The organism is Rhodococcus sp. NPDC003348 (genome assembly GCF_053589375.1).
Genome location: NZ_JBSFRT010000025.1, coordinates 24,931 through 46,349 on the forward strand (window position 1 = coordinate 24,931; position 21,419 = coordinate 46,349).

A 21,419-nucleotide genomic window follows, 5' to 3' on the forward strand; every position below is an offset into this window, starting at 1 on the left:
CGGCCCCTCCACGGGTCGCGGCGATGGAGGCGGCCCCGGTACACCCGGCCTATGCGGACACGCTTCTCGAAGGTTCGTTCTCGTCGAGACCGCACACCTGAGCACACGTCGATTCACCCCCTCCCGGAAGGAATGCCGTGTCCGAAGAAACCAAGCCCATCGCCGAGGAACCCCGCGCCGATCGCAGCGAAAGCGAGAATCCGGCGATCGCGTCTCCCACCCCCCAGGCGCACCGACCGCAGACGAACCGGGACTGGTGGCCGAACCAACTCGACCTGCGCGTCCTCGACCGACAGACGCCCGGCGCCAATCCCCTCGGCGAGAACTTCGACTACACCGAGGCATTCGCCGGCCTCGACGTCGACGCACTCAAACGTGACGTCTTCGAGGTGATGACCACCTCCCAGGACTGGTGGCCCGCCGACTACGGACACTACGGACCGCTCTTCATCCGGATGAGCTGGCACGCCGCGGGCACCTACCGCATCGCGGACGGCCGCGGTGGCGGCGGTCAGGGCGCCCAACGCTTCGCCCCACTCAACAGCTGGCCCGACAACGCGAGCCTGGACAAGGCTCGTCGGCTGCTGTGGCCGGTCAAACAGAAGTACGGCCAGAAGATCTCGTGGGCCGACCTGCTGGTCTTCGCCGGCAACTGCGCGCTGGAGTCGATGGGCTTCGAGACCTTCGGCTTCGGCTTCGGTCGGGAGGACATCTGGGAACCGGAGGAAATCTACTGGGGGCCGGAGGACACGTGGCTCGGCGACGAGCGATACAGCGGCGAACGCGACCTCGACAATCCCCTTGGCGCGGTTCAGATGGGGTTGATCTACGTCAATCCGGAGGGGCCGAACGGGAAACCCGATGCGCTCGCCGCAGGCAAGGACGTCCGCGAGACCTTCGGCCGAATGGCGATGAACGACGTCGAGACCGCCGCGCTGATCGTCGGCGGTCACAGCTTCGGCAAGACCCACGGCGCCGGTGACGCCGCCCTCGTCGGACCGGAACCGGAGGCCGCGCCGCTCGAGCAGCAGGGACTCGGCTGGAAGAGCGCTTACGGCACCGGAGTGGGCAAGGACGCGATCACCAGCGGCATCGAGGTGGTGTGGACGCCGACGCCGACCAAGTGGGACAACACCTTCCTCGAAACGCTCTACGGCTACGAGTGGGAGCTGACCAAGAGCCCGGCCGGAGCCTGGCAATACGTGGCGAAGGACGGCGCCGGCGCGGGCACGATCCCCGATCCGTTCGGCGGTCCGGGACGCGCCCCCACGATGTTGGTCACCGACATCACGCTGCGGGTGGACCCGATCTACGGGGAGATCACCCGACGTTGGCTGGATCATCCCGAAGAGCTGGCCGTGGAATTCGCCAAGGCCTGGTACAAGCTGCTGCACCGCGACATGGGACCGGTCACCCGCTACCTCGGCCCCTGGGTTCCGGAGCCCCAGCTGTGGCAGGACCCGGTTCCCGCCGTCGACCACCCGCTGATCGACGACAAGGACATCGCGGACCTGAAGGGCAAGGTGCTGCAGTCCGGCCTGTCGGTCGCGCAACTGGTCGGGACCGCATGGGCCGCGGCGGCCAGTTTCCGAGGCACCGACAAGCGCGGCGGGGCCAACGGTGCGCGGATCCGCCTCGCGCCGCAGAAGGACTGGGAGGTCAACAACCCGGCCGGGCTCGCCGACGTGCTGCCCGTACTCGAGCGGATTGCGCAGGACTTCAACGGCTCGGCCTCCGGAGGCAAGAAGGTTTCACTGGCCGACGTGATCGTGCTGGCCGGATCCGCGGGCGTCGAGAAGGCGGCCAAGGACGCCGGGTTCGACATCACGGTCCCCTTCACACCGGGCCGGACCGACGCCTCCCAGGACGAGACCGACGTGGAGTCGTTCGCGGTGCTGGAACCCAGGGCGGACGGATTCCGCAACTACGCCCGGACCGGGGAGAAGGCCCCGCTGGAGCGGTTGCTGCTCGATCGGGCCTACATGCTGAACCTGACCGCCCCCGAGGCGACGGTGCTCGTCGGTGGTCTGCGCGGCATCGGCGTCAACCACGGCGACACCAAGCACGGCGTGTTGACCGACCGGCCCGGGGCGTTGAGCAACGACTTCTTCGTCAATCTCCTCGACATGGGAACGGAGTGGTCGGCCGCCGAGTCCGGGGAAAACGTGTACGAGGGTCGCGATCGTGCCACCGGAGAGACGAAGTGGACCGCAACCGCCGTCGATCTCATCTTCGGCTCGAACTCGCAGCTGCGGGCGCTCGCCGAGGTGTACGCCGCCGACGACGCAAAGCAGAAGTTCGTGACGGACTTCGTCGCGGCCTGGACGAAGGTGATGAACCTCGATCGGTTCGACCTCGCCTGATCGGCACGTGCTCGCCGGGCCCCCGGTTCGATCTTCAGCCGGGGGCCCGGTCGTGCCGTCAGCCGGTGACGCCGGTCATCTCGTTCGGCGTCTCGGGCAGCTCCGTCGTCGCGACCGCCTCGCCGGTGTGCAGGTTCACCGCGGTGAGCGCGTTGCGGGCCGGGTCGGTGACGTAGGCGGTCGCGCCCTCGACGAACAGGGTCGGCCGCGGATCCTGCCAGCGCTCCGGTTCCGTCCACGGGTCGACCACCGCGATCCGGCGGCTCACCGCGCCGGACTCGGGGTCGATCACGTGCAGGGCCCCGTCGGTGCCGAGCACCACGCCCTCGCCGTCCGGCCCGCGGCCGAGCGACCGGAAGCTGTAGCTGGCCCCGAGATCGACCGGCGTCATTCGATGTGCCACGGTGTCGACGAGCATCACCCGCTGCGGCCGTTCCAGCTCGGCACCCGGGTCGGTCTTGTAGTCCCCCAGCACGATCGGCGAGGCCTCGCTGCCGGCCTGGTTTCCGATGCGTCCGTACGCGTCCGGGCTCTGCACCTTGGTGATCACACCGTCCCGGACGACGAGGATGCCGTCCTGGCAGCCGAACACGAACGTCTCGTCGGCGGCCGCCGCCTCCCCGTGCACGCCCGGGCACTGCTCGTTGCGCGCGATCTCGCGGCGGTCGCGGTCGAGCACGACGATGCCGGTGCGGGCCTTGTCGTCGCCGATCGTGGTGATCAGCCCACCGTCGGGAAGGGTGACCGCGACCCCGTGGTGCGGGATGGGGACCGAGTACTCGTCGACGTCCGGCCTGCCCGCGGCGAGGTCGGCGGGATCGAAGGACACGACCTCGCCCGACCCGTCCGCGAACAGGGTGGTGCGCCCGGCGTGGCGGACGACGTGCCCCGGCTCGTCCGCGTCGAACGCCCAGTCCGCGACCCCGGGCGCGGCGGTGCGGTGGTGGGCGTGGTCACCGTGCGTCTGGGACCAGGTTCCGGTGTCGAGCACCCGGAACTGCGACCCGGCCGTGACCAGCACGTGCCGGCCGTCTCCGGCGGGATTGAGGCGGGTGAACCCGTCGACGGGCAGGGTGTCGACGACCCGCAGGGTGGTCGCGTCGACCACCATCACCCCGCCCTCGTAGGAAAGTGCCAGTCGCGGCTGCGGCGAGGGCTGCTCGGCGGGTGCCGACGTGGCGGTGGCCGACACGGGTCCGGATTCGTCGGCGGCGGCGGAGCATCCCGACAACACGGCTGTGAGCACCGTCACCGAGGCGAGGGTGTGGAGTGTCTTCGTCATGCCAACAGCTTCGCCGCTCATGAAAATCATTGTCAAAGACTTCTATGCGCATAAACCGATGGGTGCGGCGGAACCCCGAAATGCAGAAAACTCCCAACTCGAAACGAGTTGGGAGTTTCATGACCTGGTGGCCGTTTTCATGACCTCGTGGCCAGGGCCGGGATCGAACCGGCGACCTTCCGCTTTTCAGGCGGACGCTCGTACCAACTGAGCTACCTGGCCGGGCGGCACCCGAACCGAATGCCATCGCTTGTGAAGCGACCCTGACGGGACTCGAACCCGCGACCTCCGCCGTGACAGGGCGGCGCGCTAACCAACTGCGCCACAGGGCCTTGCTGTACCTCTTTTTTCTTGAGAACCACTGGCTTGTGGCTCTCGGTCTTGCTCGGTTTGAAACCTAGCAGGCGAACCCGCTACTTCCAAAATCCGTACCCCCTACGGGATTCGAACCCGCGCTACCGCCTTGAAAGGGCGGCGTCCTAGGCCGCTAGACGAAGGGGGCCCGCCGAATCTCTCCGGCAAGTACCCTCAACGGCTGTTCCGTTGGGAGCTCGCATAGCTTAGGACACATCTTTCGCAGAACTCAAATCGGCTGGTCATCGCCGGTTTTCGGCTCGTTTTCGACACTCTCGGCAGCCGCCTCGGCCAGCGGGGTGAGGTCCTGCCAGCCTTCGCGACGCCAGTTCTCCAGCCACTCCTCGGACGCCATGGCCTGCAGCAGCACCTCGAACGCCTCCTCGAACCGCTCCCGCAGGCCGGTGCTGTCGGTGGACATGTCGAGCATGTAGCGCTGGCCGGCCAGGCAGGCCCCGAGCACACGCGAGAACACGACCGGGTCGGCACCCGGCCGCAGGTGCCCCTCCCGCTGAGCCCGCAACACCAGCTCGTGCGCGGTGTGCCCCCACACCTGGCTGCCTCCGGCACGCACGTCGGAGTAGAACTCCGGCTCGATGATCAGCCGGAATTCGGCCTGGACGATCACCTCCGCGGCGAATCGATCGGCCAGCTCGACGATGATCGCGCGCAGCACCTGGAAGGGATCCGCGTCGACCCTCCTCCAGCGGTCGGTGGACTCGGTGTACTTCTCGAGCGCAGCGGTCAACACCGCCCGCGCGAGATCCTCCTTCGACTCGAAGTGGAAGTACATCGCGCCCTTGGTCGCGTGTGAGCCCTCGAGGATGGTGTTCACCGATGCCGCCGCATAGCCGCGCCGAGCGAATTCGACCGCCGCGGCCTCGACAATCGCTGCGCGGGTCCGTCGCGCGCGTTCCTGTTGACGTGCCATGTGAGCTTGTCTCGCCTCCGAAACCTGCAAGTCGTGTAGTGCGCCCCGACAGGCCACAGAAGACCTCGAACAACACTAACCCCGGGCACGGCGGATTGGACACATCGCCGCACGGGGGTCGAACAGGTATGCTCCTTACCGGCCAGTAGGGTTGGCCGAGCGATAACACACCGAGTGGTACGCTTTGAGTGACTCGGGTGCGCCGGAGGGGGGTGCGCACCCGAGTTACCCAACCACCGAGGCGGTCACAACCAGCCCCTCCGCCGGAAGTTCCACCACAGGCCGAGCCCCAATCCCAAAAGCAGCGCGACGCTGAACCAGAAGCCCGACGGCTCGCCGTACCCGGGGAACGGGATGTTCTGCCCGAAGTAGCCGGTGACGCCGGTCGGAATCGCGATGATCGCCGCCCAGGCCGTCAACCTCTTCATGATCTCGTTGAGCGAATTTCCTTGCATGGCAAGATGAGTCGCGAGAATCGACTCGATCGTGTCGCGCAAGCCGTCGATCCGCTCGGTCGCCCGCAGGGTGTGGTCGTAGACGTCCTGGTAGTACGGCACCAGACTGCCGTCCAGCACGTGGACCCCCTGCCGCAACAGGGCACTGAACGCCTCGTTCATCGGCAGCACCGCCCGGCCGAGCTGGGCCACCGCCTTGCGCAACACGAAGCTCCGCAACTGCACGGCGTTCTTCCGCCCCGAGCCGAGCAGCAGTTCGTCCTCCAGTAACTGGATCCGGTCGTCGAGGGCGTCGATCGCCTCGAAATAGCCGTCGACCAGATTGTCGAGCACGCTGTGCAGCAGGAACCCCACGCCGTATGTCGTCAGGTCCGGGTTGTCGTCCCAGTCGGCGAGGATCGGGTCGAGCGAGAACCGATCGTCGCCGCGGATCGTGATCAGAGCCCGAGTCAGGATGAAGACCGAGATGTCGGTGCCTGTGAGGCGGTCGGTCGTCGCGTCGAAGTGCACCGCGCGGGTGTGCAGCAGGCTGTGGTCGCGAAACCGGACCAGCCGCGGCCGCTGCCTGCCCGAGATCGCGCCCTCGACAGCGAGCGGATGCAACTCGACCTCACCACCGACCAGCGGCGACAGCGCGACGATGTCCGCAACCGACGGCGCGAGCAGGTCCACCCAGATCAGCGCGTTCTCGTCGGCGCGATGCGCGGCGAGTTCGTCCAGCGGCAGATCGGTGCCCGACAGCACTCCGTCGACGTACAGACGGTTGCGAATCCCGCACGACACCTGCACCCCAGTTGACTCCATCGGCCCTCCGCATCGTCGATCCACCCCATCTTCGCCCGTGCCCGCGGGGTGCCGGCGGAACCGATCCGAGCCCGCGACGCATATACTCAGTCTTGCTTTCTACTTCTTTCGATACAGTCCAGAAAATCGGCAGAATTTGGCTCGGAACAATTCAGCTAACCTGAATTGATCTGGACACACCAACACGGACCGAGGCGATCGATGACCGACACCGGAGACGCGGCGATCGAACTCCGCGAGAACATCGCCACCTTCTTCCGCCGACTCCGCGCGCAACGCGCCGAGCACATGCTCACGCCGTCCCAGCTGCAAGCCCTCGGGCACCTCGAACGCGGCGGACCGATGACGGCGTCCACCCTCGCCGCGCACGAACAGGTCACCCCACAGTCGATCTCGCGGACCGTGACACTGCTGGAGGACGCCGGCGCGATCGCACGCCGTTCCGACCCCACCGACGCGCGCGCCAGCCTGATCAGCCTCACCGACCACGGCCGGGCAGTCCTTGCCGCGGACCGCGAGCGCCGCACCCGCTGGCTCGCGGACGCCCTGGAAGCGGACTGCACCGAAGCCGAGCGGGAACTGCTGTACATCGCGGGCCGGATCCTGGGCAGACTGGGAGAGCAACGCTCGTGACCTCGACCGTCGACGTCCGCGAGCGCGCGGTCCCCCGCCGGCTGAGCATCGGTCTCGGGTCCGGCACCATTCTGCAACCGCTGAACTCGTCGATGATCGCCGTCGCGATCGTCGGGATCGGCGCACACTTCGGCTCCACGGCGGGCACCGCGTGGGTGATCTCCGCGCTGTACATCGCGACCGCCGTCGCCGCACCGACCGCCGGCCGCCTCGGCGCCCTGTTCGGTGCGCGGCGCGTCTACCTCGCCGGCCTGGCACTGATCGCGATCGGCGCCATCGCAGGGGCGCTTGCACCGAGCCTGGGCTGGCTGATCGCCGCCCGGGTGCTGCTCGGACTCGGGACCGCCACCCAGTACCCGACCGCCATGACGATCGTCCGCGAGTACGCCGACCGGCACGGCGCCGCGCCTCGGACGGCCATCGCCACGCTCGCGGCCTGCGCGCAGGTCGTGGTGGCGCTCGGGCCGACGCTCGGCGGTCTGCTCGTCGGGGCGTTCGGCTGGCAGTCGATCATGTGGGTCAACCTTCCGGTCGTCGCGATCAGCGCGATCTGGGTACTCACCGTCGCTCCACCCGACGGCCCGCGCCGGGCCGGCCACGGTGCCGCCGAGGTCCTGCGGTCGCTCGACCCGGCCGGGACGGTTCTGTTCGTGATCGGCACGTCGACGCTGATGCTGTTCCTGCTGTCGCTGACAACGACCCCGCGGTGGTGGACCGCGGGCGTGTCGGCCATCGCGTGGGTGGCGTTCGTCGGCTGGGAGGCGCACTGCGCGGCACCGTTCATCGACGTGCGGGCGCTGGCGTCCAACGGCGTGCTCAGCGCCACCCTCGCCCGCACACTGGTCACCTACACCGCGTTCTACTGCGTCTTCTTCGGGCTGCCGCAGTGGCTACAGGGCGGCCGCGGGCTTTCGCCGGCCGAGGCCGGGTTGATGATGCTGCCCGTCGCCGGGGTCGGGGTGTTCGCGACGATGACCGCCTCGCGCGTCTACGGCCGGTACGGCGCCCGCCGCACGCTGCTCGTCGGCACGACCGGGCTGCTGGCCGGCGGGCTGCTGCTCGCGCTGGTCGAGGACTCGAACTCCCCGGTGTGGCTGATGCTGGTCGTCGCCGCGATCGTCGGCATCCCCAACGGCTTCAACAACATGGGAAACCAGAACCTGGTCAACGCCGCGACCGGTGTCCGGGACGTCGGAACGGCCATCGGGATGTACCGGACGGTCCAGTACGTCGGCGCCAACCTGGCCGCGGTCGTCATCGAGGTCACGATGTACGGCGGCGCCACCGACCCGGGCCTGCACCGCACCGGGGCGGCCATCGCGGCCATCGGTGCGGTCCTGCTGGCGGGGGTGCTGTTCTCGCGTTCACTACGCGCGCACTAGACTTCAGCAGCACTGCCCCTTTAGCTCAGTTGGTAGAGCTACGGACTTTTAATCCGCAGGTCCTCGGTTCGAGCCCGAGAGGGGGCACCAACTCCCCCGTCAGGTCCATCCTGGCGGGGGTTCTCAATTCCGAAGAACGCCTCCACTGACGTGTGCAGCGCCGCCGCGACGTGCTCGAGCTCCTCGACCGTGAAGGCATCCTTCGGCGCCTTGGCCGCAAGTCTCCGACTCATCGTCGACTGGGACATTCCCACGAGAGACGCCAGTCGGTTCGCGCTGATTCGCACGCGCCCCATCTGGGCGCGCACCTCCATCGCCACTCGCCCTCGGACCGTTGTGCGGTCCGGCATTTCTACAACCGTGGTCATGCGGAAGACGATATATGCACCCAGCGGGTACGTCTACCCGTAAGCGCATAGCCGCGCCCGACTGACGAAGAAATTACCCGCGTGTGGGCAAATGTTCTTGACACTTACCCACACATGGGTAACAGTTTCTCTCGTGAGTCAAACAACCCACCAAGGCGGGATCGGCGAAGAGGTACGGGCGCTGATGGCACGCCGCAGGATCTCCCAGTCCGCCCTGGCGAGTCGACTCGGGATCTCTCAATCGTCGATGTCACGGCGCCTCTCCGGAGAGTCCCCATTCACGGTCGACGAGCTGCTCCGACTAGCGGAAATCTTCGAGGTTCCCGTGACCGATCTACTCGCCGCTTCGCGCGCGGCGTGACTCCCCAACCCGACACCCAGGAGGCTCCCGATGAACCTGACTCGAAGGCATTCGGCAACCCGGATCGCGGCTGTCGTGGCCGCGCTGGGAGCACTCACCGCGACGAGCTGCAGTGCCCCGGTGCTCGCGGCGCCGGCAACACAGTTCACGCTCCCGACGATGACGTGGGACGACCTCACTGCACGGGACGAACTTTTCCTCGGCGCGCTCGACCACGAGGGCATCGAATATCTATCCCCCCACACCGCGGTCTCCACGGCGCTGGCGGTGTGCCTGCTGCGCTCCGATGGCGCCGAGTTCGGCGCGTACCGCGCAGCGGCCGGCGTCGCCGGGTGGCTGCCCTCACGGGCCGGGTACTTCACCGGTGCCGCAACCGCGGCGTACTGCCCCGACTTGCGCCCCTGAGACCGTCGACTGCCTGCGCTCCACCCCCCGGCGCAGGTGGGCGACACCCACTTCCCTCGCTGCTCACGGCGCCGCTGTCGCAGCGAGGGAAGGAGCGGCCCCCGCTGCGACGGCTTCGTAGCTACGGCGCGCGGGGGCCACCCCAGCCCCCCGAAAAGGGAATGACGGGCCACACCTTGCACGTGTGGCCCGTCCACTCACCAGGAAGAGAGCACCCCAGATGAGCATCCAGAGCCTACGTGCGCCCAGCGTTGTACGCCGTACACCAGGAACGTCGCAGTCTCCTGGCCCCGTGCGGCGCAACACGACCGACATGACCGCCGTCGATGTCGTCGGCTACGTCGTCCTCGATGACATCGCCCGCCGTGCCCGCGAATGGTGCGAGACGATCGCCGCGAAGCGCGCCGAGTTCGCCAGCGCGCACCCCTTCGACCTTCCCGCCGGCCGCATCGTCTCGGGCGGTGCGATGTGAGCACCCAACCTGACACCCCCACCCAGGCCCCGGCCGACTCGTACGAGAGCGCGGTCGCCGCGGCCCGGTCCCTTCGCCGACTCCTCGACCCGCAGGTCCGGCTCACGCCCGAGCAGCGCAAGGACACCGAGACGATGTCCGCTGCTGTCGACGCGAGCAACCGCAACCGGGCCGTCATCAACCAGGCGATCCGCCGGGCCGACCAGCTCGTCGCCACGCTCCGGAACCTCGAGCACCTCGACGGCAACGGAATGCTGTACGCCGGGCTGCTCTGCGTCAGCCAGGCCGCCGACGACCTCACCGAATCCATCGAGGCACTCGAGCGGCGCCTGCTCCCCCTCGTCGACGCTGCCACCCCCGCGCCACGGAGCGCCGAATGAGCCCCCGCCGCTACCGCCACGTCCCGGCCGCGCACCCCGCAACAGTCGAGTGCATCGTCTGCGGCCGGTACGTCGGGCTGAACCCGCACACCGTCCTCACAGGGCTCTGCGGCGCCTGCGAGGCCGCGAAGCTCGCCCGACGCGCACCGGTGTCGGCGGCCCACTGATGCGCGAGTCGCGGTGCCGGCACTGCCAGCAGCAGATCGTCTGGGCGAAGTCCATGACCCACGACTCCTGGATGCCACTCGACCCGTCCCCGGATCCCGGCCTCGGCACCGTCCGTCGCCACCCGGTCCACGAGAACGGCCCCACCGCTCGCCCCACGATCTACGGCGAGATCCTCACCGGTGCTGCGCTGCACACAGCGATCGCAGACGGCGAGCTGCTGTGGATCCGGCACCGCGACTCCTGCAACGCCTTCCGCCCCCACAACCCGAAGCCAGCCCACCTGACCCTCGACCTCGGTCGATCACGCCCCGCTGCGAGGAGAACCCGTTGAGCGCCACCTGCCATGCGGCTGTGATCACCGACGACCAGCGTCGCCTGCTCGCCGAACTGGATGCCTGGAAGATCCTCGCCCTCGCCGACATGCCGGAGTACTGGTGCAAGCACATCCGCGAAGGCCAAGGATTCGGGTCCGTCCTGGGCGACTGGCCCGCCGGCACATGGCGGTCGACCTACCCGTGGGGCATCGCCATCACTTCGAGCGGCGACTACCTACGGGATCGGAAGCGCGACGACCCAGCACACGCCGCGACGGTCACCTGGGCCCAGATCACCCGATGGGTCGAATCCCTGCCCACCGAGCTGCGTGCCGAAGCCCGCCGAAACCGTAAGGCAGAAAGGGACGTCGAGGCCGCACTCGCGGCCCGGATCATCGCCCACACCGACGTACCCACGGCGGCAGAAGAACTGACGCTCTGGTGACCACCCAACCGTGCGCGAGCGCCGACGACTGGTGGCACTCCCTCTCCCCGGACCGTCGCAACCAGATCCACCGCTGGGTCGACCCGCCCATAGGGCAGCCCGCCACACCCGGCCAGTACGAACTCCCACTCCCACCCTTGGAGGACTGCTAGATGGCATCGATCCTTGTCGGTACCAACGACTTCCGAGCCGGACTCGCTTCAGTGCTGATCCACGCGTGCACCAGCGACAAGCTCCCCTCGCTGTGCCGGGTACGCATCGACATAGGACCCGAGAACGTCACCATCACCGCGACCGACCGGTTCACCGCCGGGCTGTCCATCGTGTCCGTCGTCGCGCACCTGAACACCTCCGACCGCGAAGAAACCGACCTGCCGTGGGTGGAGGTCATCGACCTTCACGTCGACGACGCGAAACAGATCCTGTCGGTCCTCAAGGGAGGCAAAGACGTTGGCGACGAGCCTGAGTTCCTGCTGCGCATCGACTCCACCCCCGAGCATGTCACCATCACCGACTCGTCCGGCCTGATCGACGGCCGCGCCCTGACGCTGCCCCGATTCGACTCCGACGACGCGTTCCCCGTGATCGAACAGCTGATCGCCAAGATCCACAGCGGACACCCCGCACTGCTCGAGAACGTCGCGTTCGCCGGCGTGTACCTCGCCCGCTTCAAAGTCGCCTCGACCTCGTACAAGGAACCGGTGCACGTCGAAGCGACAACCACCTCGAGGGGTCTGCTCATCCGCTGCGGTGAGTCGTTCCTCGGCGCGATCATGCCCATCCCTCGGGACAAGGACGCCGACGAGAAGATCGCCGCCTGGCGCGACGCCTGGACCCGACGACTCCCCGCACCGACCAGCCAGGAGACCACCGCGTGAAGAAGACGATCCGCACCGTCTCCGTCTACGACGAGCTGCCCGAAGGGCAATCGATCCGGGTCCCGCTCGGCTCCGACGTCGTGAGCGCCCGCCGCTGCACCGACACCGGTGTTCTGCAGTTGGTCGTTATCCACGGCGTCACCGCGACGATCCCGATGACCATCGCTGTGCACGTCGTCCCCGACGACACCGGATTCCTCCCGGCCCGCGGCAAGTACATCGCGACCGTCGACGGCCCCAGTCGCCCCGTCCACGTCTTCCTCGGCCCCCACCGCCCGTAACCACCGACAGGAGAAGGTCATGCCCCAGCCCTCCACCCCACCCGAGAACTCAGCCGAGCAGATCGCACACTCCGCCACCACCGCCCGCGCACTCGGCCGCGTCCTCGACCTCCACGGCCAATGCCGCAACCGCTGCGGCCTCTGCCACGAGTGCGGCCAACAGCACCCGTGCCGCACCGCCCGCGCCGCCGGAGTGTCCGCATGACCGACACCGATGCCCGGCCAATCGTGTTCCTCGACACCGAAACCACCGGCTTGCACCACGATCGGCGCCCGTGGGAGATCGCGATGATCCGCCGCGACACCAACGGCATCGAGATCGAGCAGCTGATCCAGGTCATCGACATCGACCTCACCACCGCCGAACTCAAGGGCCTGCAGATCGGCGGGTTCTTCGAACGGTACGTCGGCCACAACCCGATCGGCGCCGACAGCAACATCGAGATCGTGACCGAGAAAGAGGCCGCCGAACTCGTGTACATCACGACTGCAGGCGCGATCATCGTCGGCGCCGTCCCGAACTTCGACACTGAGGTCCTGGCCGCGATGCTCCGCCGCCACAAGCTCTGCCCGGCGTGGCACTACCAGCTCGTCGACGTCGAAACCCTCGCCGCGGGCTGGATCGCCGGCCGCGAACGCGAAGCGACAGCACTCGGGTTCCCGCTCCGCCTCGAGGACAGGAAGGTGGCGCCACCGTGGCGATCCGACGACCTCTCCAGGGCCTGCGGAGTCAACCCACCCAGCGATGTGGACCGGCACACAGCCCTCGGTGACGCCCGCTGGGTCAAGCGCTGGTACGACCGACTGAACGAGACCGCAGCATGACGGCCCTCGACCTCGGCGACCGCACCGAGCCCTGCCGGTCCTGCCGCGCCGAGATCGTCTGGACCACAACCCGCGACGGCAACCTGATGCCCGTCAACGCCCGCCCCTCGAACGCCGGGAACGTCGCCATCCAGAAAGCCGGCACGGTCCTGCACGCCGGTGTCGTCCCACCCCGCCAGGCCCGCGCGATGCGCGCCGCCGGCGTCGACCTCTACCTCAGCCACCACGTCGACTGCCCCGATGCCGACCAGTGGCGCACCACGCCACGGAAGGGAACCCGATGACCACCACTGCGGCCCCTGAGACCTACGTGCAGGCGATCGCCGTCGTCGACCTGTTCGTCGACCCCACCTACCAACGCGACTGCGACCTTCGCCGCGCGAAGAAGATGGCCGCGCAGTGGGATCCCCGCCTCGTTGGCGTCCTCGACGTCTCCGACCGCGGCGATACCACCCACCCGCGGTACGCGATCGTCAACGGCCAGCACCGCGCCGCTGCAGCGCTGATCGTCGACCCCACCATGCACCTCGTTGCCAACGTCCACACCGGCCTCACCGTCGTCGAGGAGGCGAAACTGTTCGATGACATCGACCGCAAGACCCGCGCCCTGACCACGTGGGATCGGTGGAAGGCCCGCCGCGCCTCCGGCGACCGCGACGTCGAAACCATCGAACGGATCGCCTCCGGGTTCGGGCTACAGGTGTCCGAACGCACCGGCGAGGGACACCTTCGCTGCCCGTCCGCGCTCGAGCAAATCCTCGCCGCCGGCGACCAGAAACTCCTCGCCGACACCCTCTCCCTGATCGTCGACACCTGGGGGAAACAGCAGGACGCGCTCGAAGCCTCGATCGTCCGCGGCGTTTCGATCCTGCTCGACACCTACAACGTCAACGCCACCTTCAACACCGGCCGACTCGCCGACGCGATGGAAGACCTCGCCCCCAGGCAGGTCAAGGCGCAGGCCCAGTCCCTCCGCGAGTTCGAAACCGGTTCCGTCGCCGCATTGGTCGCCCTCGTCCTGGTCCGCCTCTACAACAAGTCCCGCGGCGCCAAACTCGACGAGCAGAGCCTGCGATGACCGCCAGCACCTACGCGCGCACTACGCACACCCCAGCCCGCAACCGCAAGGACGCCGAGCACCGACGGATCACCCTCGCCCGCGCCGGCGTGCCCTCACTGGTATCGGCCGTCCCGGTTCGCAAGCACCTCCGCGAACTCAACAAGATCGGCGTCTCCGCCGCGATGGTCGCCTGGCAGATCGGTCTGACCGCCACCACCGTCCGCGACATCCGCGACGGCCGCACCACCCACACCCGGCCCCGGGTCGCCGCCGCGATCATGCGCGCCAACCACATCCCGCACCCCCGGCAGCAGTTCGTCCTCCCGATCGGCGCCGTCCGCCGCGTGCACGCCCTGCAGGCCCTCGGCTGGCCCGCCGCCACCATCGCCGACCGCGTCGGCATCGCGCACCGCGACATCCGCGGGCTCACCGACCGCCGCCACATCGCATACCGCAAGTGGGCCGCCATCCGCGACGTCTACGAGGAACTGTCCGGAACCCCCGGCCCATCGATGGCGACGATCGCGAAGGTCGCCACCCTCGGCTACCTCCCCCCGCTCGAATGGGAAGGCGTCGATATCGACGACCCCCGCCGCGCTCCGCAGGCACTGAAACGCCCCGCCGGGGAACGCTTCCAGGCCGCCGTCACCGAGGACGTCCTCGAACGCCGCCGCCGCGTCGCCGATCTCACCCGCGCCGGCCTCAGCGCGCCACAGATCGCCGACCGGCTCGGCGTCAGCATCCGCACGGTCGAACGCGACCGCGCCACGACCCAGTCACACCAGTAGGGAGAGAACACATGTCGGAACTGACCAGGTTCATCACCAGGCCCATCAAGGTCACCGCGATCAGGCTCGAAACCCCCTCCGAAGCAACAACGATCGCCCAGTGGCTCGGGTGCACCGTCAACCGCGTCTACCGGAACGCCACCCAGGTCACCAAGTTCGAGCACGCCACCTTCCACGTCGACGGCCGCGACTTCACCGTTGCACTCGGAGAATGGCTCGTCCGCGGGCCCAACGGCCTGTACGTCCTCGAGCACGACTCCTTCACCGCACGATTCGAGAAGTCGTGATGGCGACCCCGGAGTACCGCAAGACGCGGAAGATGAAGCGGATGGCCGTCCAGCTCGTCGCGGTCAACCGACTGCACGCCGATGTGGACGGCTACTGCAAGGCGTGTGGCGTCGTCTTCCCCTGTGCCACACGCGCTGTCATGCGCGCCGCGTCGCAGGAGCATCGCTAACCGGACCCGACACGCGATCCCACGCACCAGATCACCGCGCACCTGCCCGGAGGCCACATGCACCACCCGAACGACCTTGACCCGCACGCACGGGCCTGCTGATGCCGTGGCTCCGGACCGGTGACACCGCCGCCACCCATCCCCGCTACCTCGCCCTGTTCGAACTCGAGGACGTCGACGCGATGACCCGCATCGCCGCATTCGGGTTCGTCTCCCTCTGCGCCACACTGGCCGCACAGCACACCTCCGACTACCTCGTCACCTACGGCGTCGCCGCATCGGTCGGGCACGGCGCCGAGCCGCTCCTGCTCGACATCTGCGTGCGCGCCGGCCTGATGGAAGAGGTCACAGTCGGGGGTATTCGCCAGTGGAAGATCACCGACGATCCCGAGTTTCTGCACATGCGCAGCCGCGAGGAGATCGAGTGGGAGCGCCAGCGCAAAACGGACAACTCGAACCACGAACTGATCGTCCCGGTCCGCCTGCGCGACGGTGATGCCTGCCGGTACTGCGGGCAGGTCGTCGACTGGACTGCCCGCAAGGGCCGCCTGCGCGGCACCTACGACCACCGGAACCCAGGAAAGGCCGCGACAGTCGAAACCATGGTCGTCGCCTGCCAGGGCTGCAACGCGGGCCGCTCCAACGACCCGACCGCCGACCGCCGCTACCCGCCGCTACCCGCGCCATCGAAGCCCTACTTCTCCCCCAAGACCCGCGACTGGATCGCCCAGCACGACTGGGCCCGCGCCAACGGGTACACCATCACCACCCGCCGCGGCCGCGCCATCCCGCGCGGCACAGTCCCCGACGACCGCAAGGCGATCGTCGAGCAGTACCGAGCCGCGGCCGGCACCCAGCCGACCGACCCCACTCCCGCAGCGACCCAGCCGCCAGCTGGGGAACGCGCACCGCAGCGACCCGACACCCAGCCGGGGAACGCGCACCACAACACCCACAGCGACCCGACCACCAGTCGGGGAACGCGCACCACCGCAGCGACCCAGCAGCCCGCCGGGGAACGCGCCACCGCAGCGACCGAGCAACCAGCCCGGGAACGCGCACCAAAATACACCCCACCACCTGCGCAAACACCCGACCTGCCGGATACAGCAGATCCAGCAGAAGCCCAGTCTCCGGCTTCTGGAAGTGCCGGGCCGGGGCGGGACGGGTCGGGTCGGGTCGGTAACCCGAACCCACCTGGCACCCAACGTGACCGCGACACCCCACGCAGCCGCAGAGGACGCCGCCGCCGACCCCGCACGTGAACACACGCCCACCGCAGGACATCCCGCTCGAAGGAGCCCGCATGCTCACCCCTGCCCTGCAGCTCTCCCGCATCCGAGACGACCTGACCTACCTCACCGAAGCCTGGCCCCACCTCATCGAACTCCGCATCCCAGGACCGCCGCGTCCTTGGGCCGAGACACCCCGGCGCACAGGCGTCCTCACCGAGCAGGATCTCGAGCGGATGGGCCCGAAGGGAATCCCCCGTCCGGCGCCGGCCGACGTCAGCGTGCTGGACCTGCTCGCCTCTATCGCCACCTCCGCCGACGACATGGCCCGCACCGTCATCACCGTCGTCGCGGCGCCGCCCGACCAGGCGCTCCCCCCGAACCCCGCGAGCCACGACCCCCGGCCCTGGCTCGACCTCATCCCCGGCTGGCTGCGGTACGCGCACGAACTCGACGACCGTACGGTCCCGTGGATCACCGGCCAACTGCAGCCGCTCGTCCACCGCACCGCCAGGCTGCTCGGCGACGTTCGCGACGGCCAGGCGCTCAACGGCATCTGCCCGTGGTGCAACGGCTTCACCGCATCCGGGCCCGGCATCCGCACACTGCAGATCCACTACCCCGTCACCGACGACGAGGACGACGAACCGCTGATCGTGTGCCTCGGCGTCGACTGCAACCCGCCCCGGTCCGCGTGCGGGATGCGCCACGACGGACACCCAGCCTGGGCGCGCCGCGAATGGGACTGGCTCGCAACCCAGCTGCGGGTGCCGCTCGAGTTGGATGAGGCGGATGTACCCCTCGGCGCGTAACACCTACTGCCAGTGCGCGATGGTTGATCGGCATTGCGATCAGGAGAGGACGAACAGAACTTGATACTCGCTGCAGAGGCGCCAAAGGTCACCGACTGGCTGTCGGGTGCCGGAGCAATCGTGACTGCACTCATCGCGTTGATCGCATTGGTCTACGCAAAAGGCCAGTTGTCGGAGGCATCGCACGCACGTAGACAAGCCCGCGACCTGGCCGACGAGGTCGCGCAGCCGTACGTTGTCGCGTACATCGAGCCGAGCGCCGCGTCGGCCCAGCTGATCGATCTCGTCATCAAGAACTTTGGGCAGACCGGCGCATCAGCTGTTCGACTGAGCCTGACTCCAAAGCCGCAGGTAGCGCCAGAGGGCGGCGGGCCGGCAAAAGCCCTCGCGATTCCAGATCCGATCGCCTACCTCGCCCCGGGCCAGGAGTGGCGCACGTTCTGGGACTCGGGACTGAGCCGGGTGAAGTCGGACCTTTCCGAGAGTCACGAAGGCGTCGTGACCTTCCGTAACGAAAAGGGGGAACTCCGCTCGACTCCAGCTGTTCTCGACTTCAAGACGATGCAGCGGACCTGGGTGAACGTCAAGACAATCCACGATGCGGCAAAGAGCCTAGACGCGATCAAGAAGGAGATCGGGAACTTCCACGCACTGAAGCAGCGCCGACTCAACGTGAGCGCCGAAGTGCAGGCCGACTCCGACCAGGTTGACCGCGTGCTCCGACAGCTTGGGGTCTCGGCTGACAGCGGGGTCGATGATCTCAACGATCGCGACGACGACACTCCCGTCGCAGGATGACTTGATTCGGAAGTTATCCACAGGCATACTGTCCTTCGTCGATCCGTCATGCCCTCAGGCAGGCGGATCGAAGTCGTTTCACGGGTCGGAGGTGAGCGATGCCGAGAGCGCCGATGCGAGTGTGCGCCCAGCATGGCTGCCCGCGACTGCAGCCCGAGCGGATGTGCCTCGAGCACCGACGGCAGCACGAGAGGGTCCGCGGCACCACGACCGAGCGAGGCTACGGCCACACCCACCAGCAGCTGCGCGAGCGCTGGCGTCCAGCGGTCGAGGCGGGCCGCGTCCGCTGCGCCCGCTGCCACCGCCCGATCGCGACCGGCTCGCCATGGGACCTCGGACACCGAGACGAGGACCGACGCCGGTACGCCGGCCCCGAGCACGAGGCCTGCAACCGGGCCACCGCCGCCCGCCGCCGCGCCTGATTCGAACGGGCGTTCGAACGCCCCGGACGCGCCGAGCCCACCCCCTGGGGGGTACCCCCAAACGGGGTGCGCGCGCCTGCCCGCGGGGGAGGGCTCTGAATGGTGCGGAGGGTTCAAAACGTTCCGCGACCTGCCGATATGGCATCGGCGCGCAGGAAGTTCAGCCGAGAGGAGTGCCGCCATGCAGTTCGAAAATGGTGGGATCGTGCGGGCCCCGACACACGACCGCGTGATGGTGAGGCTGGACCCGCATGACCGGTACTTCCCGCCCGAGGTGACCGCCCGGCTCGGTCGGCGCGTTCTCGCCGAGATAAACGCCGAGTCGAGTTCAGTCGAGCGCTGATGTCGAAGGTGACTCCGAAATCGGCAGATCGGAGGTCTGCGTGATCGGCGCACTGTGGCTCCTGGCCGCACTCATCCGGATGTTCCTCGGCCACTGCCACTGAATCTTCGACCCCGCCCAGGGAATAACACCGCCACCGCTCGCGAGGTGGAGTTCGGAGCGTGAAACCGGGCGGGGTCGAACCCCCATTCCGGGTACCCGGCGCGATGCCGGCCCCACTTCCCGAGCGCGGCGCGATGCCGCTGGAGGAGATGACGATGACTACACACGGTGGTGCCCGGAATCGCAGCGGCCCGCACGCGGACCCGCTGTCCGGGCGCTCGGATACGCGGAACCTGAAGGCCCGACAGCTCGACGTGCACGGGTACCAGGGTGCAATCCCGACGTTCCCACTCGCCGACCCCACGGACCGCGAGGTCGAGGTGTGGGAGCAGGCATGGCGGACGCCGCAGGCGTCGCAGTGGATTCGGGAGTCCTGGCGGTGGCGGACGATCGCGCTGTGGACGCGGTGGTCGGTGAAGATGGAAGCTCCGGACGCGCCGGCCGCGACGGCCGCCGCCGCGGTGCGCCTCGCCGATCAGATCGGCCTCACCCCCGCCGGGCTGAGGGAGAACGGCTGGGTGATCGTCCCCGAGGACCTCGTCGACGACCCCGCCTCGTCGGATACACCCAGAGCGCAGTCGGCGAAGCGGAAGAACGTGCGCAAGTCGAGCTCGGGTCGCCGTCTGTCGTCGGTGCCCGATGCCGACTGAGTACCTCGTCGACTTCCCCACGCTGGCGCACTTGCAGGACCCGTGGATCCAGGCACATTGCTCGGTCCCGACAGGTTTCGACAAGGGCAAGCCTTTCGTGTCGGCGGACTGGCAGTTCTACTGCACCGCTCAGCACTACCGGGTGAAGAAGACCGCGAAGTGGAACCCCGACAAGCCGTTGCGAGGCACCGCGTTCGTCAACCGGCGCTCACTGGTTGTCGGCCCGCAGAAGAGCGGCAAAGGTCCGTGGACGGCGACGATCGTGTGCGTCGAGGCGGTCGGTCCATCCCTCTTCGCGGGCTGGGCCGAGGCCGGCGAGGCGTACCTGTGCGCGGACTGGGGCTGCGGCTGTGGATTCGAGCACGAGTACCACGCCGGCGAGCCGAAGGGCATCCCGCACCCGTCGCCGCTGATCCAGCTGACCGCGACGTCGGAAGACCAGGTCGACAACGTCTACGACCCGCTCAAGACGATGATCCGGAACGGGCCACTGTCGGAGCAGATGCTGATCCGCGAAGGCTTCATCCGCCTGCCGGGTGACGAGTGCCGCATCGACGTGGTCACCGCGTCGGCGAACTCGCGCCTGGGCAACCCGATCACGTTCGCGCTGCACGACGAGAACGGGCTGTACACCAAGGAAAACAAGATGATCAAGGTCGCGGACACGCAGCGCCGCGGCCTGGCCGGTATGCAGGGCCGCTCGATCGCCACCACGAACATGTGGGATCCGTCCGAAAACTCCGATGCGCAACAGACTTTCGAGAACACGGCAAAGGACGTGTTCAAGTTTTTGCGGCGCCCACCGGCGGGCCTGTCGTGGGAGAACAAGCGCGAGCGCCGGCGGATCCTGCGGTACGTCTACGACGGGTGCACCTGGGTCGACCTCGACGCACTCGAGGCGGAGATCGAGGAACTGATGCAGAAGGACCCGTCTCAGGCCAAACGGTTCTACGGCAACATCGAGGTCTCCGGTCTCGGTGCGTGGCTCCCGGTCGGATTGTGGGACAGCTGCTATGCCCGCGCCTGAAGTCAAGTGGCTGCCGAATCCCGCCCGGGGCACGCAGATCTGTGTCGGGTTCGACGGCTCGGACAGCGACGACTGGACGGCGATCCGGTGCGAGACCCGGTCCGGACGGCTGTTCACGCCGCGGTACGGGCCGAGCAACCGGCCGACGATCTGGAAGCCCGAGGAGTGGGGCGGTCAGATCCCCCGCGGTGAGGTGCACGCCGCGATCGACGAGATCTACACGCGGTGGGACGTGCACCGCGGCTACTTCGACCCGCCGGACTGGCGCACCGAGATCGGTGAGTGGGCCGCGAAGTACGGCGAGAAGCGGGTCGTCGAGTGGCCGACGTACCGGATCAAGCCGATGCATGAGGAGCTCGAGCGGTTCCTGGTGGATCTGCACACCCGGGCGATCACACACGATGGCTGTCCGCTGACCGCGACGGCCATGGGTAACGCGGTCAAGGTGGCGCACACCCATCAGCGGTACGTGCTCGGGAAGCCGGGTGGTGAGCAGCACCGCAAGATCGACCCCTCGATGGCGTCGGTGCTCGCGCACACCGCAGCGTGCGATGCCCGGGCCGAGGGTTGGAAGTCGGAGTCGCCGCGCCGTCAGATCTCGACCGCGATGTACGGATTCAACTGAAA

General features: G+C 68.2%; 29 protein-coding genes and 4 tRNA genes. 27 read left to right on the forward strand and 6 right to left on the reverse strand.

Features of this window, described 5'->3' with window-relative positions:
• Nucleotides 1–137 precede the first annotated feature (137 nt).
• Nucleotides 138–2,363, forward strand: a complete 2,226-nt coding sequence (gene katG / locus ACWDU4_RS17065) for a catalase/peroxidase HPI (protein WP_450115094.1) — start codon at nucleotides 138–140, stop codon at nucleotides 2,361–2,363.
• A gap of 58 nt (nucleotides 2,364–2,421) precedes the next feature.
• Here the strand turns inward: katG and aztD are convergent, their stop codons facing one another.
• The 6 genes from aztD to ACWDU4_RS17095 form a co-directional block, all read right to left on the reverse strand.
• Entirely contained in the window at nucleotides 2,422–3,645 is a 1,224-nt protein-coding gene (aztD, locus tag ACWDU4_RS17070) for a zinc metallochaperone AztD (protein WP_450115095.1), read from the reverse strand.
• A 148-nt stretch (nucleotides 3,646–3,793) separates the two neighbouring features.
• Nucleotides 3,794–3,867: transfer RNA gene (locus ACWDU4_RS17075), tRNA-Phe, on the reverse strand.
• 36 nt (nucleotides 3,868–3,903) lie between these two features.
• Nucleotides 3,904–3,977 (reverse strand) — tRNA-Asp (locus ACWDU4_RS17080).
• Between the two features lie 97 nt (nucleotides 3,978–4,074).
• A tRNA-Glu gene (locus ACWDU4_RS17085) sits at nucleotides 4,075–4,147 on the reverse strand.
• Nucleotides 4,148–4,228: 81 nt separating this feature from the next.
• The gene (locus tag ACWDU4_RS17090; RefSeq protein ID WP_450115096.1) at nucleotides 4,229–4,930 is read right to left on the reverse strand and encodes a ScbR family autoregulator-binding transcription factor; all 702 of its coding nucleotides are present in this window, start codon (nucleotides 4,928–4,930) and stop codon (nucleotides 4,229–4,231) included.
• Nucleotides 4,931–5,175: 245 nt separating this feature from the next.
• Complete coding sequence (locus ACWDU4_RS17095) at nucleotides 5,176–6,189, reverse strand: magnesium transporter CorA family protein (RefSeq protein ID WP_450115097.1); 1,014 nt, start codon at nucleotides 6,187–6,189, stop codon at nucleotides 5,176–5,178.
• 201 nt (nucleotides 6,190–6,390) lie between these two features.
• Between ACWDU4_RS17095 and ACWDU4_RS17100 the strand changes: the two genes are divergently transcribed.
• The 26 genes from ACWDU4_RS17100 to ACWDU4_RS17225 all read left to right on the forward strand — a co-directional run bounded on the left by ACWDU4_RS17100 (nucleotide 6,391) and on the right by ACWDU4_RS17225 (nucleotide 21,417).
• Entirely contained in the window at nucleotides 6,391–6,822 is a 432-nt protein-coding gene (locus ACWDU4_RS17100; RefSeq protein ID WP_450115098.1) for a MarR family winged helix-turn-helix transcriptional regulator, read from the forward strand.
• Nucleotides 6,819–8,204: an MFS transporter gene (locus tag ACWDU4_RS17105; protein ID WP_450115099.1), complete on the forward strand. Its 1,386-nt coding sequence runs from the start codon at nucleotides 6,819–6,821 to the stop codon at nucleotides 8,202–8,204. Before ACWDU4_RS17100 ends, ACWDU4_RS17105 begins: the two co-directional genes overlap by 4 nt.
• A 14-nt stretch (nucleotides 8,205–8,218) precedes the next feature.
• Nucleotides 8,219–8,294, forward strand: a tRNA-Lys gene (locus tag ACWDU4_RS17110).
• Nucleotides 8,295–8,663: 369 nt separating this feature from the next.
• A complete protein-coding gene (locus tag ACWDU4_RS17115) occupies nucleotides 8,664–8,933 on the forward strand; it encodes a helix-turn-helix domain-containing protein (protein ID WP_450115100.1) in 270 nt (89 codons plus the stop codon).
• 30 nt (nucleotides 8,934–8,963) lie between these two features.
• On the forward strand, nucleotides 8,964–9,338 hold the full coding sequence (locus tag ACWDU4_RS17120; RefSeq protein WP_450115101.1) for a DUF732 domain-containing protein: 375 nt from the start codon (nucleotides 8,964–8,966) through the stop codon (nucleotides 9,336–9,338).
• A gap of 292 nt (nucleotides 9,339–9,630) precedes the next feature.
• A complete protein-coding gene (locus ACWDU4_RS17125) occupies nucleotides 9,631–9,810 on the forward strand; it encodes a hypothetical protein (RefSeq protein WP_450115102.1) in 180 nt (59 codons plus the stop codon).
• The gene (locus ACWDU4_RS17130; RefSeq protein ID WP_450115103.1) at nucleotides 9,807–10,190 is read left to right on the forward strand and encodes a hypothetical protein; all 384 of its coding nucleotides are present in this window, start codon (nucleotides 9,807–9,809) and stop codon (nucleotides 10,188–10,190) included. The genes ACWDU4_RS17125 and ACWDU4_RS17130 overlap by 4 nt, the downstream gene beginning before the upstream one ends.
• Nucleotides 10,187–10,357 (forward strand): hypothetical protein, encoded by a 171-nt coding sequence (locus tag ACWDU4_RS17135; protein WP_450115104.1) that lies wholly within the window; start codon nucleotides 10,187–10,189, stop codon nucleotides 10,355–10,357. Before ACWDU4_RS17130 ends, ACWDU4_RS17135 begins: the two co-directional genes overlap by 4 nt.
• Nucleotides 10,357–10,689 (forward strand): hypothetical protein, encoded by a 333-nt coding sequence (locus tag ACWDU4_RS17140; protein ID WP_450115105.1) that lies wholly within the window; start codon nucleotides 10,357–10,359, stop codon nucleotides 10,687–10,689. Before ACWDU4_RS17135 ends, ACWDU4_RS17140 begins: the two co-directional genes overlap by 1 nt.
• Nucleotides 10,686–11,117 carry a hypothetical protein gene (locus tag ACWDU4_RS17145; RefSeq protein WP_450115106.1) on the forward strand — a complete coding sequence of 144 codons (432 nt, stop codon included), beginning with the start codon at nucleotides 10,686–10,688 and terminating at the stop codon, nucleotides 11,115–11,117. The genes ACWDU4_RS17140 and ACWDU4_RS17145 overlap by 4 nt, the downstream gene beginning before the upstream one ends.
• A gap of 152 nt (nucleotides 11,118–11,269) precedes the next feature.
• The gene (locus ACWDU4_RS17150; protein ID WP_450115107.1) at nucleotides 11,270–11,995 is read left to right on the forward strand and encodes a hypothetical protein; all 726 of its coding nucleotides are present in this window, start codon (nucleotides 11,270–11,272) and stop codon (nucleotides 11,993–11,995) included.
• Nucleotides 11,992–12,276 (forward strand): hypothetical protein, encoded by a 285-nt coding sequence (locus ACWDU4_RS17155; RefSeq protein ID WP_450115108.1) that lies wholly within the window; start codon nucleotides 11,992–11,994, stop codon nucleotides 12,274–12,276. The genes ACWDU4_RS17150 and ACWDU4_RS17155 overlap by 4 nt, the downstream gene beginning before the upstream one ends.
• Before the next feature lie 201 nt (nucleotides 12,277–12,477).
• Nucleotides 12,478–13,101, forward strand: a complete 624-nt coding sequence (locus tag ACWDU4_RS17160) for a hypothetical protein (protein WP_450115109.1) — start codon at nucleotides 12,478–12,480, stop codon at nucleotides 13,099–13,101.
• The gene (locus ACWDU4_RS17165) at nucleotides 13,098–13,385 is read left to right on the forward strand and encodes a hypothetical protein (protein ID WP_450115110.1); all 288 of its coding nucleotides are present in this window, start codon (nucleotides 13,098–13,100) and stop codon (nucleotides 13,383–13,385) included. The genes ACWDU4_RS17160 and ACWDU4_RS17165 overlap by 4 nt, the downstream gene beginning before the upstream one ends.
• Nucleotides 13,382–14,179, forward strand: a complete 798-nt coding sequence (locus tag ACWDU4_RS17170; RefSeq protein ID WP_450115111.1) for a DUF6551 family protein — start codon at nucleotides 13,382–13,384, stop codon at nucleotides 14,177–14,179. The genes ACWDU4_RS17165 and ACWDU4_RS17170 overlap by 4 nt, the downstream gene beginning before the upstream one ends.
• Nucleotides 14,176–14,949 carry a helix-turn-helix domain-containing protein gene (locus tag ACWDU4_RS17175; protein ID WP_450115112.1) on the forward strand — a complete coding sequence of 258 codons (774 nt, stop codon included), beginning with the start codon at nucleotides 14,176–14,178 and terminating at the stop codon, nucleotides 14,947–14,949. Before ACWDU4_RS17170 ends, ACWDU4_RS17175 begins: the two co-directional genes overlap by 4 nt.
• A gap of 11 nt (nucleotides 14,950–14,960) precedes the next feature.
• Entirely contained in the window at nucleotides 14,961–15,236 is a 276-nt protein-coding gene (locus ACWDU4_RS17180; protein ID WP_450115113.1) for a hypothetical protein, read from the forward strand.
• Entirely contained in the window at nucleotides 15,236–15,406 is a 171-nt protein-coding gene (locus ACWDU4_RS17185; protein WP_450115114.1) for a hypothetical protein, read from the forward strand. Before ACWDU4_RS17180 ends, ACWDU4_RS17185 begins: the two co-directional genes overlap by 1 nt.
• 101 nt (nucleotides 15,407–15,507) lie before the next feature.
• Nucleotides 15,508–16,671: a hypothetical protein gene (locus ACWDU4_RS17190; RefSeq protein ID WP_450115115.1), complete on the forward strand. Its 1,164-nt coding sequence runs from the start codon at nucleotides 15,508–15,510 to the stop codon at nucleotides 16,669–16,671.
• A gap of 41 nt (nucleotides 16,672–16,712) precedes the next feature.
• Complete coding sequence (locus ACWDU4_RS17195; RefSeq protein WP_450115116.1) at nucleotides 16,713–17,450, forward strand: hypothetical protein; 738 nt, start codon at nucleotides 16,713–16,715, stop codon at nucleotides 17,448–17,450.
• A gap of 120 nt (nucleotides 17,451–17,570) precedes the next feature.
• Nucleotides 17,571–18,248, forward strand: coding sequence for a hypothetical protein (locus ACWDU4_RS17200; RefSeq protein ID WP_450115117.1), 678 nt, complete (start codon nucleotides 17,571–17,573; stop codon nucleotides 18,246–18,248).
• A gap of 98 nt (nucleotides 18,249–18,346) precedes the next feature.
• Nucleotides 18,347–18,670, forward strand: coding sequence for a hypothetical protein (locus ACWDU4_RS17205; protein WP_450115118.1), 324 nt, complete (start codon nucleotides 18,347–18,349; stop codon nucleotides 18,668–18,670).
• Nucleotides 18,671–18,851: 181 nt separating this feature from the next.
• Nucleotides 18,852–19,013, forward strand: a complete 162-nt coding sequence (locus ACWDU4_RS17210; RefSeq protein WP_450115119.1) for a hypothetical protein — start codon at nucleotides 18,852–18,854, stop codon at nucleotides 19,011–19,013.
• Nucleotides 19,014–19,270: 257 nt separating this feature from the next.
• Entirely contained in the window at nucleotides 19,271–19,765 is a 495-nt protein-coding gene (locus ACWDU4_RS17215) for a hypothetical protein (RefSeq protein ID WP_450115120.1), read from the forward strand.
• On the forward strand, nucleotides 19,755–20,792 hold the full coding sequence (locus ACWDU4_RS17220; protein ID WP_450115121.1) for a terminase: 1,038 nt from the start codon (nucleotides 19,755–19,757) through the stop codon (nucleotides 20,790–20,792). Before ACWDU4_RS17215 ends, ACWDU4_RS17220 begins: the two co-directional genes overlap by 11 nt.
• A complete protein-coding gene (locus tag ACWDU4_RS17225; RefSeq protein WP_450115122.1) occupies nucleotides 20,779–21,417 on the forward strand; it encodes a terminase in 639 nt (212 codons plus the stop codon). Before ACWDU4_RS17220 ends, ACWDU4_RS17225 begins: the two co-directional genes overlap by 14 nt.
• Nucleotides 21,418–21,419: the final 2 nt, after the last annotated feature.

Coding starts and splice junctions, on each gene's coding strand:
- ACWDU4_RS17190 (WP_450115115.1), top strand. CDS start 15,508: ATGCCGTGGCTCCGGACCGGTGACACCGCCGCCACCCATCCCCGCTAC.
- ACWDU4_RS17165 (WP_450115110.1), top strand. CDS start 13,098: ATGACGGCCCTCGACCTCGGCGACCGCACCGAGCCCTGCCGGTCCTGC.
- ACWDU4_RS17220 (WP_450115121.1), top strand. CDS start 19,755: ATGCCGACTGAGTACCTCGTCGACTTCCCCACGCTGGCGCACTTGCAG.
- ACWDU4_RS17160 (WP_450115109.1), top strand. CDS start 12,478: ATGACCGACACCGATGCCCGGCCAATCGTGTTCCTCGACACCGAAACC.
- ACWDU4_RS17210 (WP_450115119.1), top strand. CDS start 18,852: ATGCAGTTCGAAAATGGTGGGATCGTGCGGGCCCCGACACACGACCGC.
- ACWDU4_RS17225 (WP_450115122.1), top strand. CDS start 20,779: ATGCCCGCGCCTGAAGTCAAGTGGCTGCCGAATCCCGCCCGGGGCACG.
- ACWDU4_RS17205 (WP_450115118.1), top strand. CDS start 18,347: ATGCCGAGAGCGCCGATGCGAGTGTGCGCCCAGCATGGCTGCCCGCGA.
- ACWDU4_RS17135 (WP_450115104.1), top strand. CDS start 10,187: ATGAGCCCCCGCCGCTACCGCCACGTCCCGGCCGCGCACCCCGCAACA.
- ACWDU4_RS17100 (WP_450115098.1), top strand. CDS start 6,391: ATGACCGACACCGGAGACGCGGCGATCGAACTCCGCGAGAACATCGCC.
- aztD (WP_450115095.1), bottom strand. CDS start 3,645: ATGACGAAGACACTCCACACCCTCGCCTCGGTGACGGTGCTCACAGCC.
- ACWDU4_RS17115 (WP_450115100.1), top strand. CDS start 8,664: ATGTTCTTGACACTTACCCACACATGGGTAACAGTTTCTCTCGTGAGT.
- ACWDU4_RS17120 (WP_450115101.1), top strand. CDS start 8,964: ATGAACCTGACTCGAAGGCATTCGGCAACCCGGATCGCGGCTGTCGTG.
- ACWDU4_RS17195 (WP_450115116.1), top strand. CDS start 16,713: ATGCTCACCCCTGCCCTGCAGCTCTCCCGCATCCGAGACGACCTGACC.
- ACWDU4_RS17215 (WP_450115120.1), top strand. CDS start 19,271: ATGACTACACACGGTGGTGCCCGGAATCGCAGCGGCCCGCACGCGGAC.
- ACWDU4_RS17175 (WP_450115112.1), top strand. CDS start 14,176: ATGACCGCCAGCACCTACGCGCGCACTACGCACACCCCAGCCCGCAAC.
- ACWDU4_RS17180 (WP_450115113.1), top strand. CDS start 14,961: ATGTCGGAACTGACCAGGTTCATCACCAGGCCCATCAAGGTCACCGCG.
- ACWDU4_RS17095 (WP_450115097.1), bottom strand. CDS start 6,189: ATGGAGTCAACTGGGGTGCAGGTGTCGTGCGGGATTCGCAACCGTCTG.
- ACWDU4_RS17140 (WP_450115105.1), top strand. CDS start 10,357: ATGCGCGAGTCGCGGTGCCGGCACTGCCAGCAGCAGATCGTCTGGGCG.
- ACWDU4_RS17185 (WP_450115114.1), top strand. CDS start 15,236: ATGGCGACCCCGGAGTACCGCAAGACGCGGAAGATGAAGCGGATGGCC.
- ACWDU4_RS17090 (WP_450115096.1), bottom strand. CDS start 4,930: ATGGCACGTCAACAGGAACGCGCGCGACGGACCCGCGCAGCGATTGTC.
- ACWDU4_RS17150 (WP_450115107.1), top strand. CDS start 11,270: ATGGCATCGATCCTTGTCGGTACCAACGACTTCCGAGCCGGACTCGCT.
- ACWDU4_RS17170 (WP_450115111.1), top strand. CDS start 13,382: ATGACCACCACTGCGGCCCCTGAGACCTACGTGCAGGCGATCGCCGTC.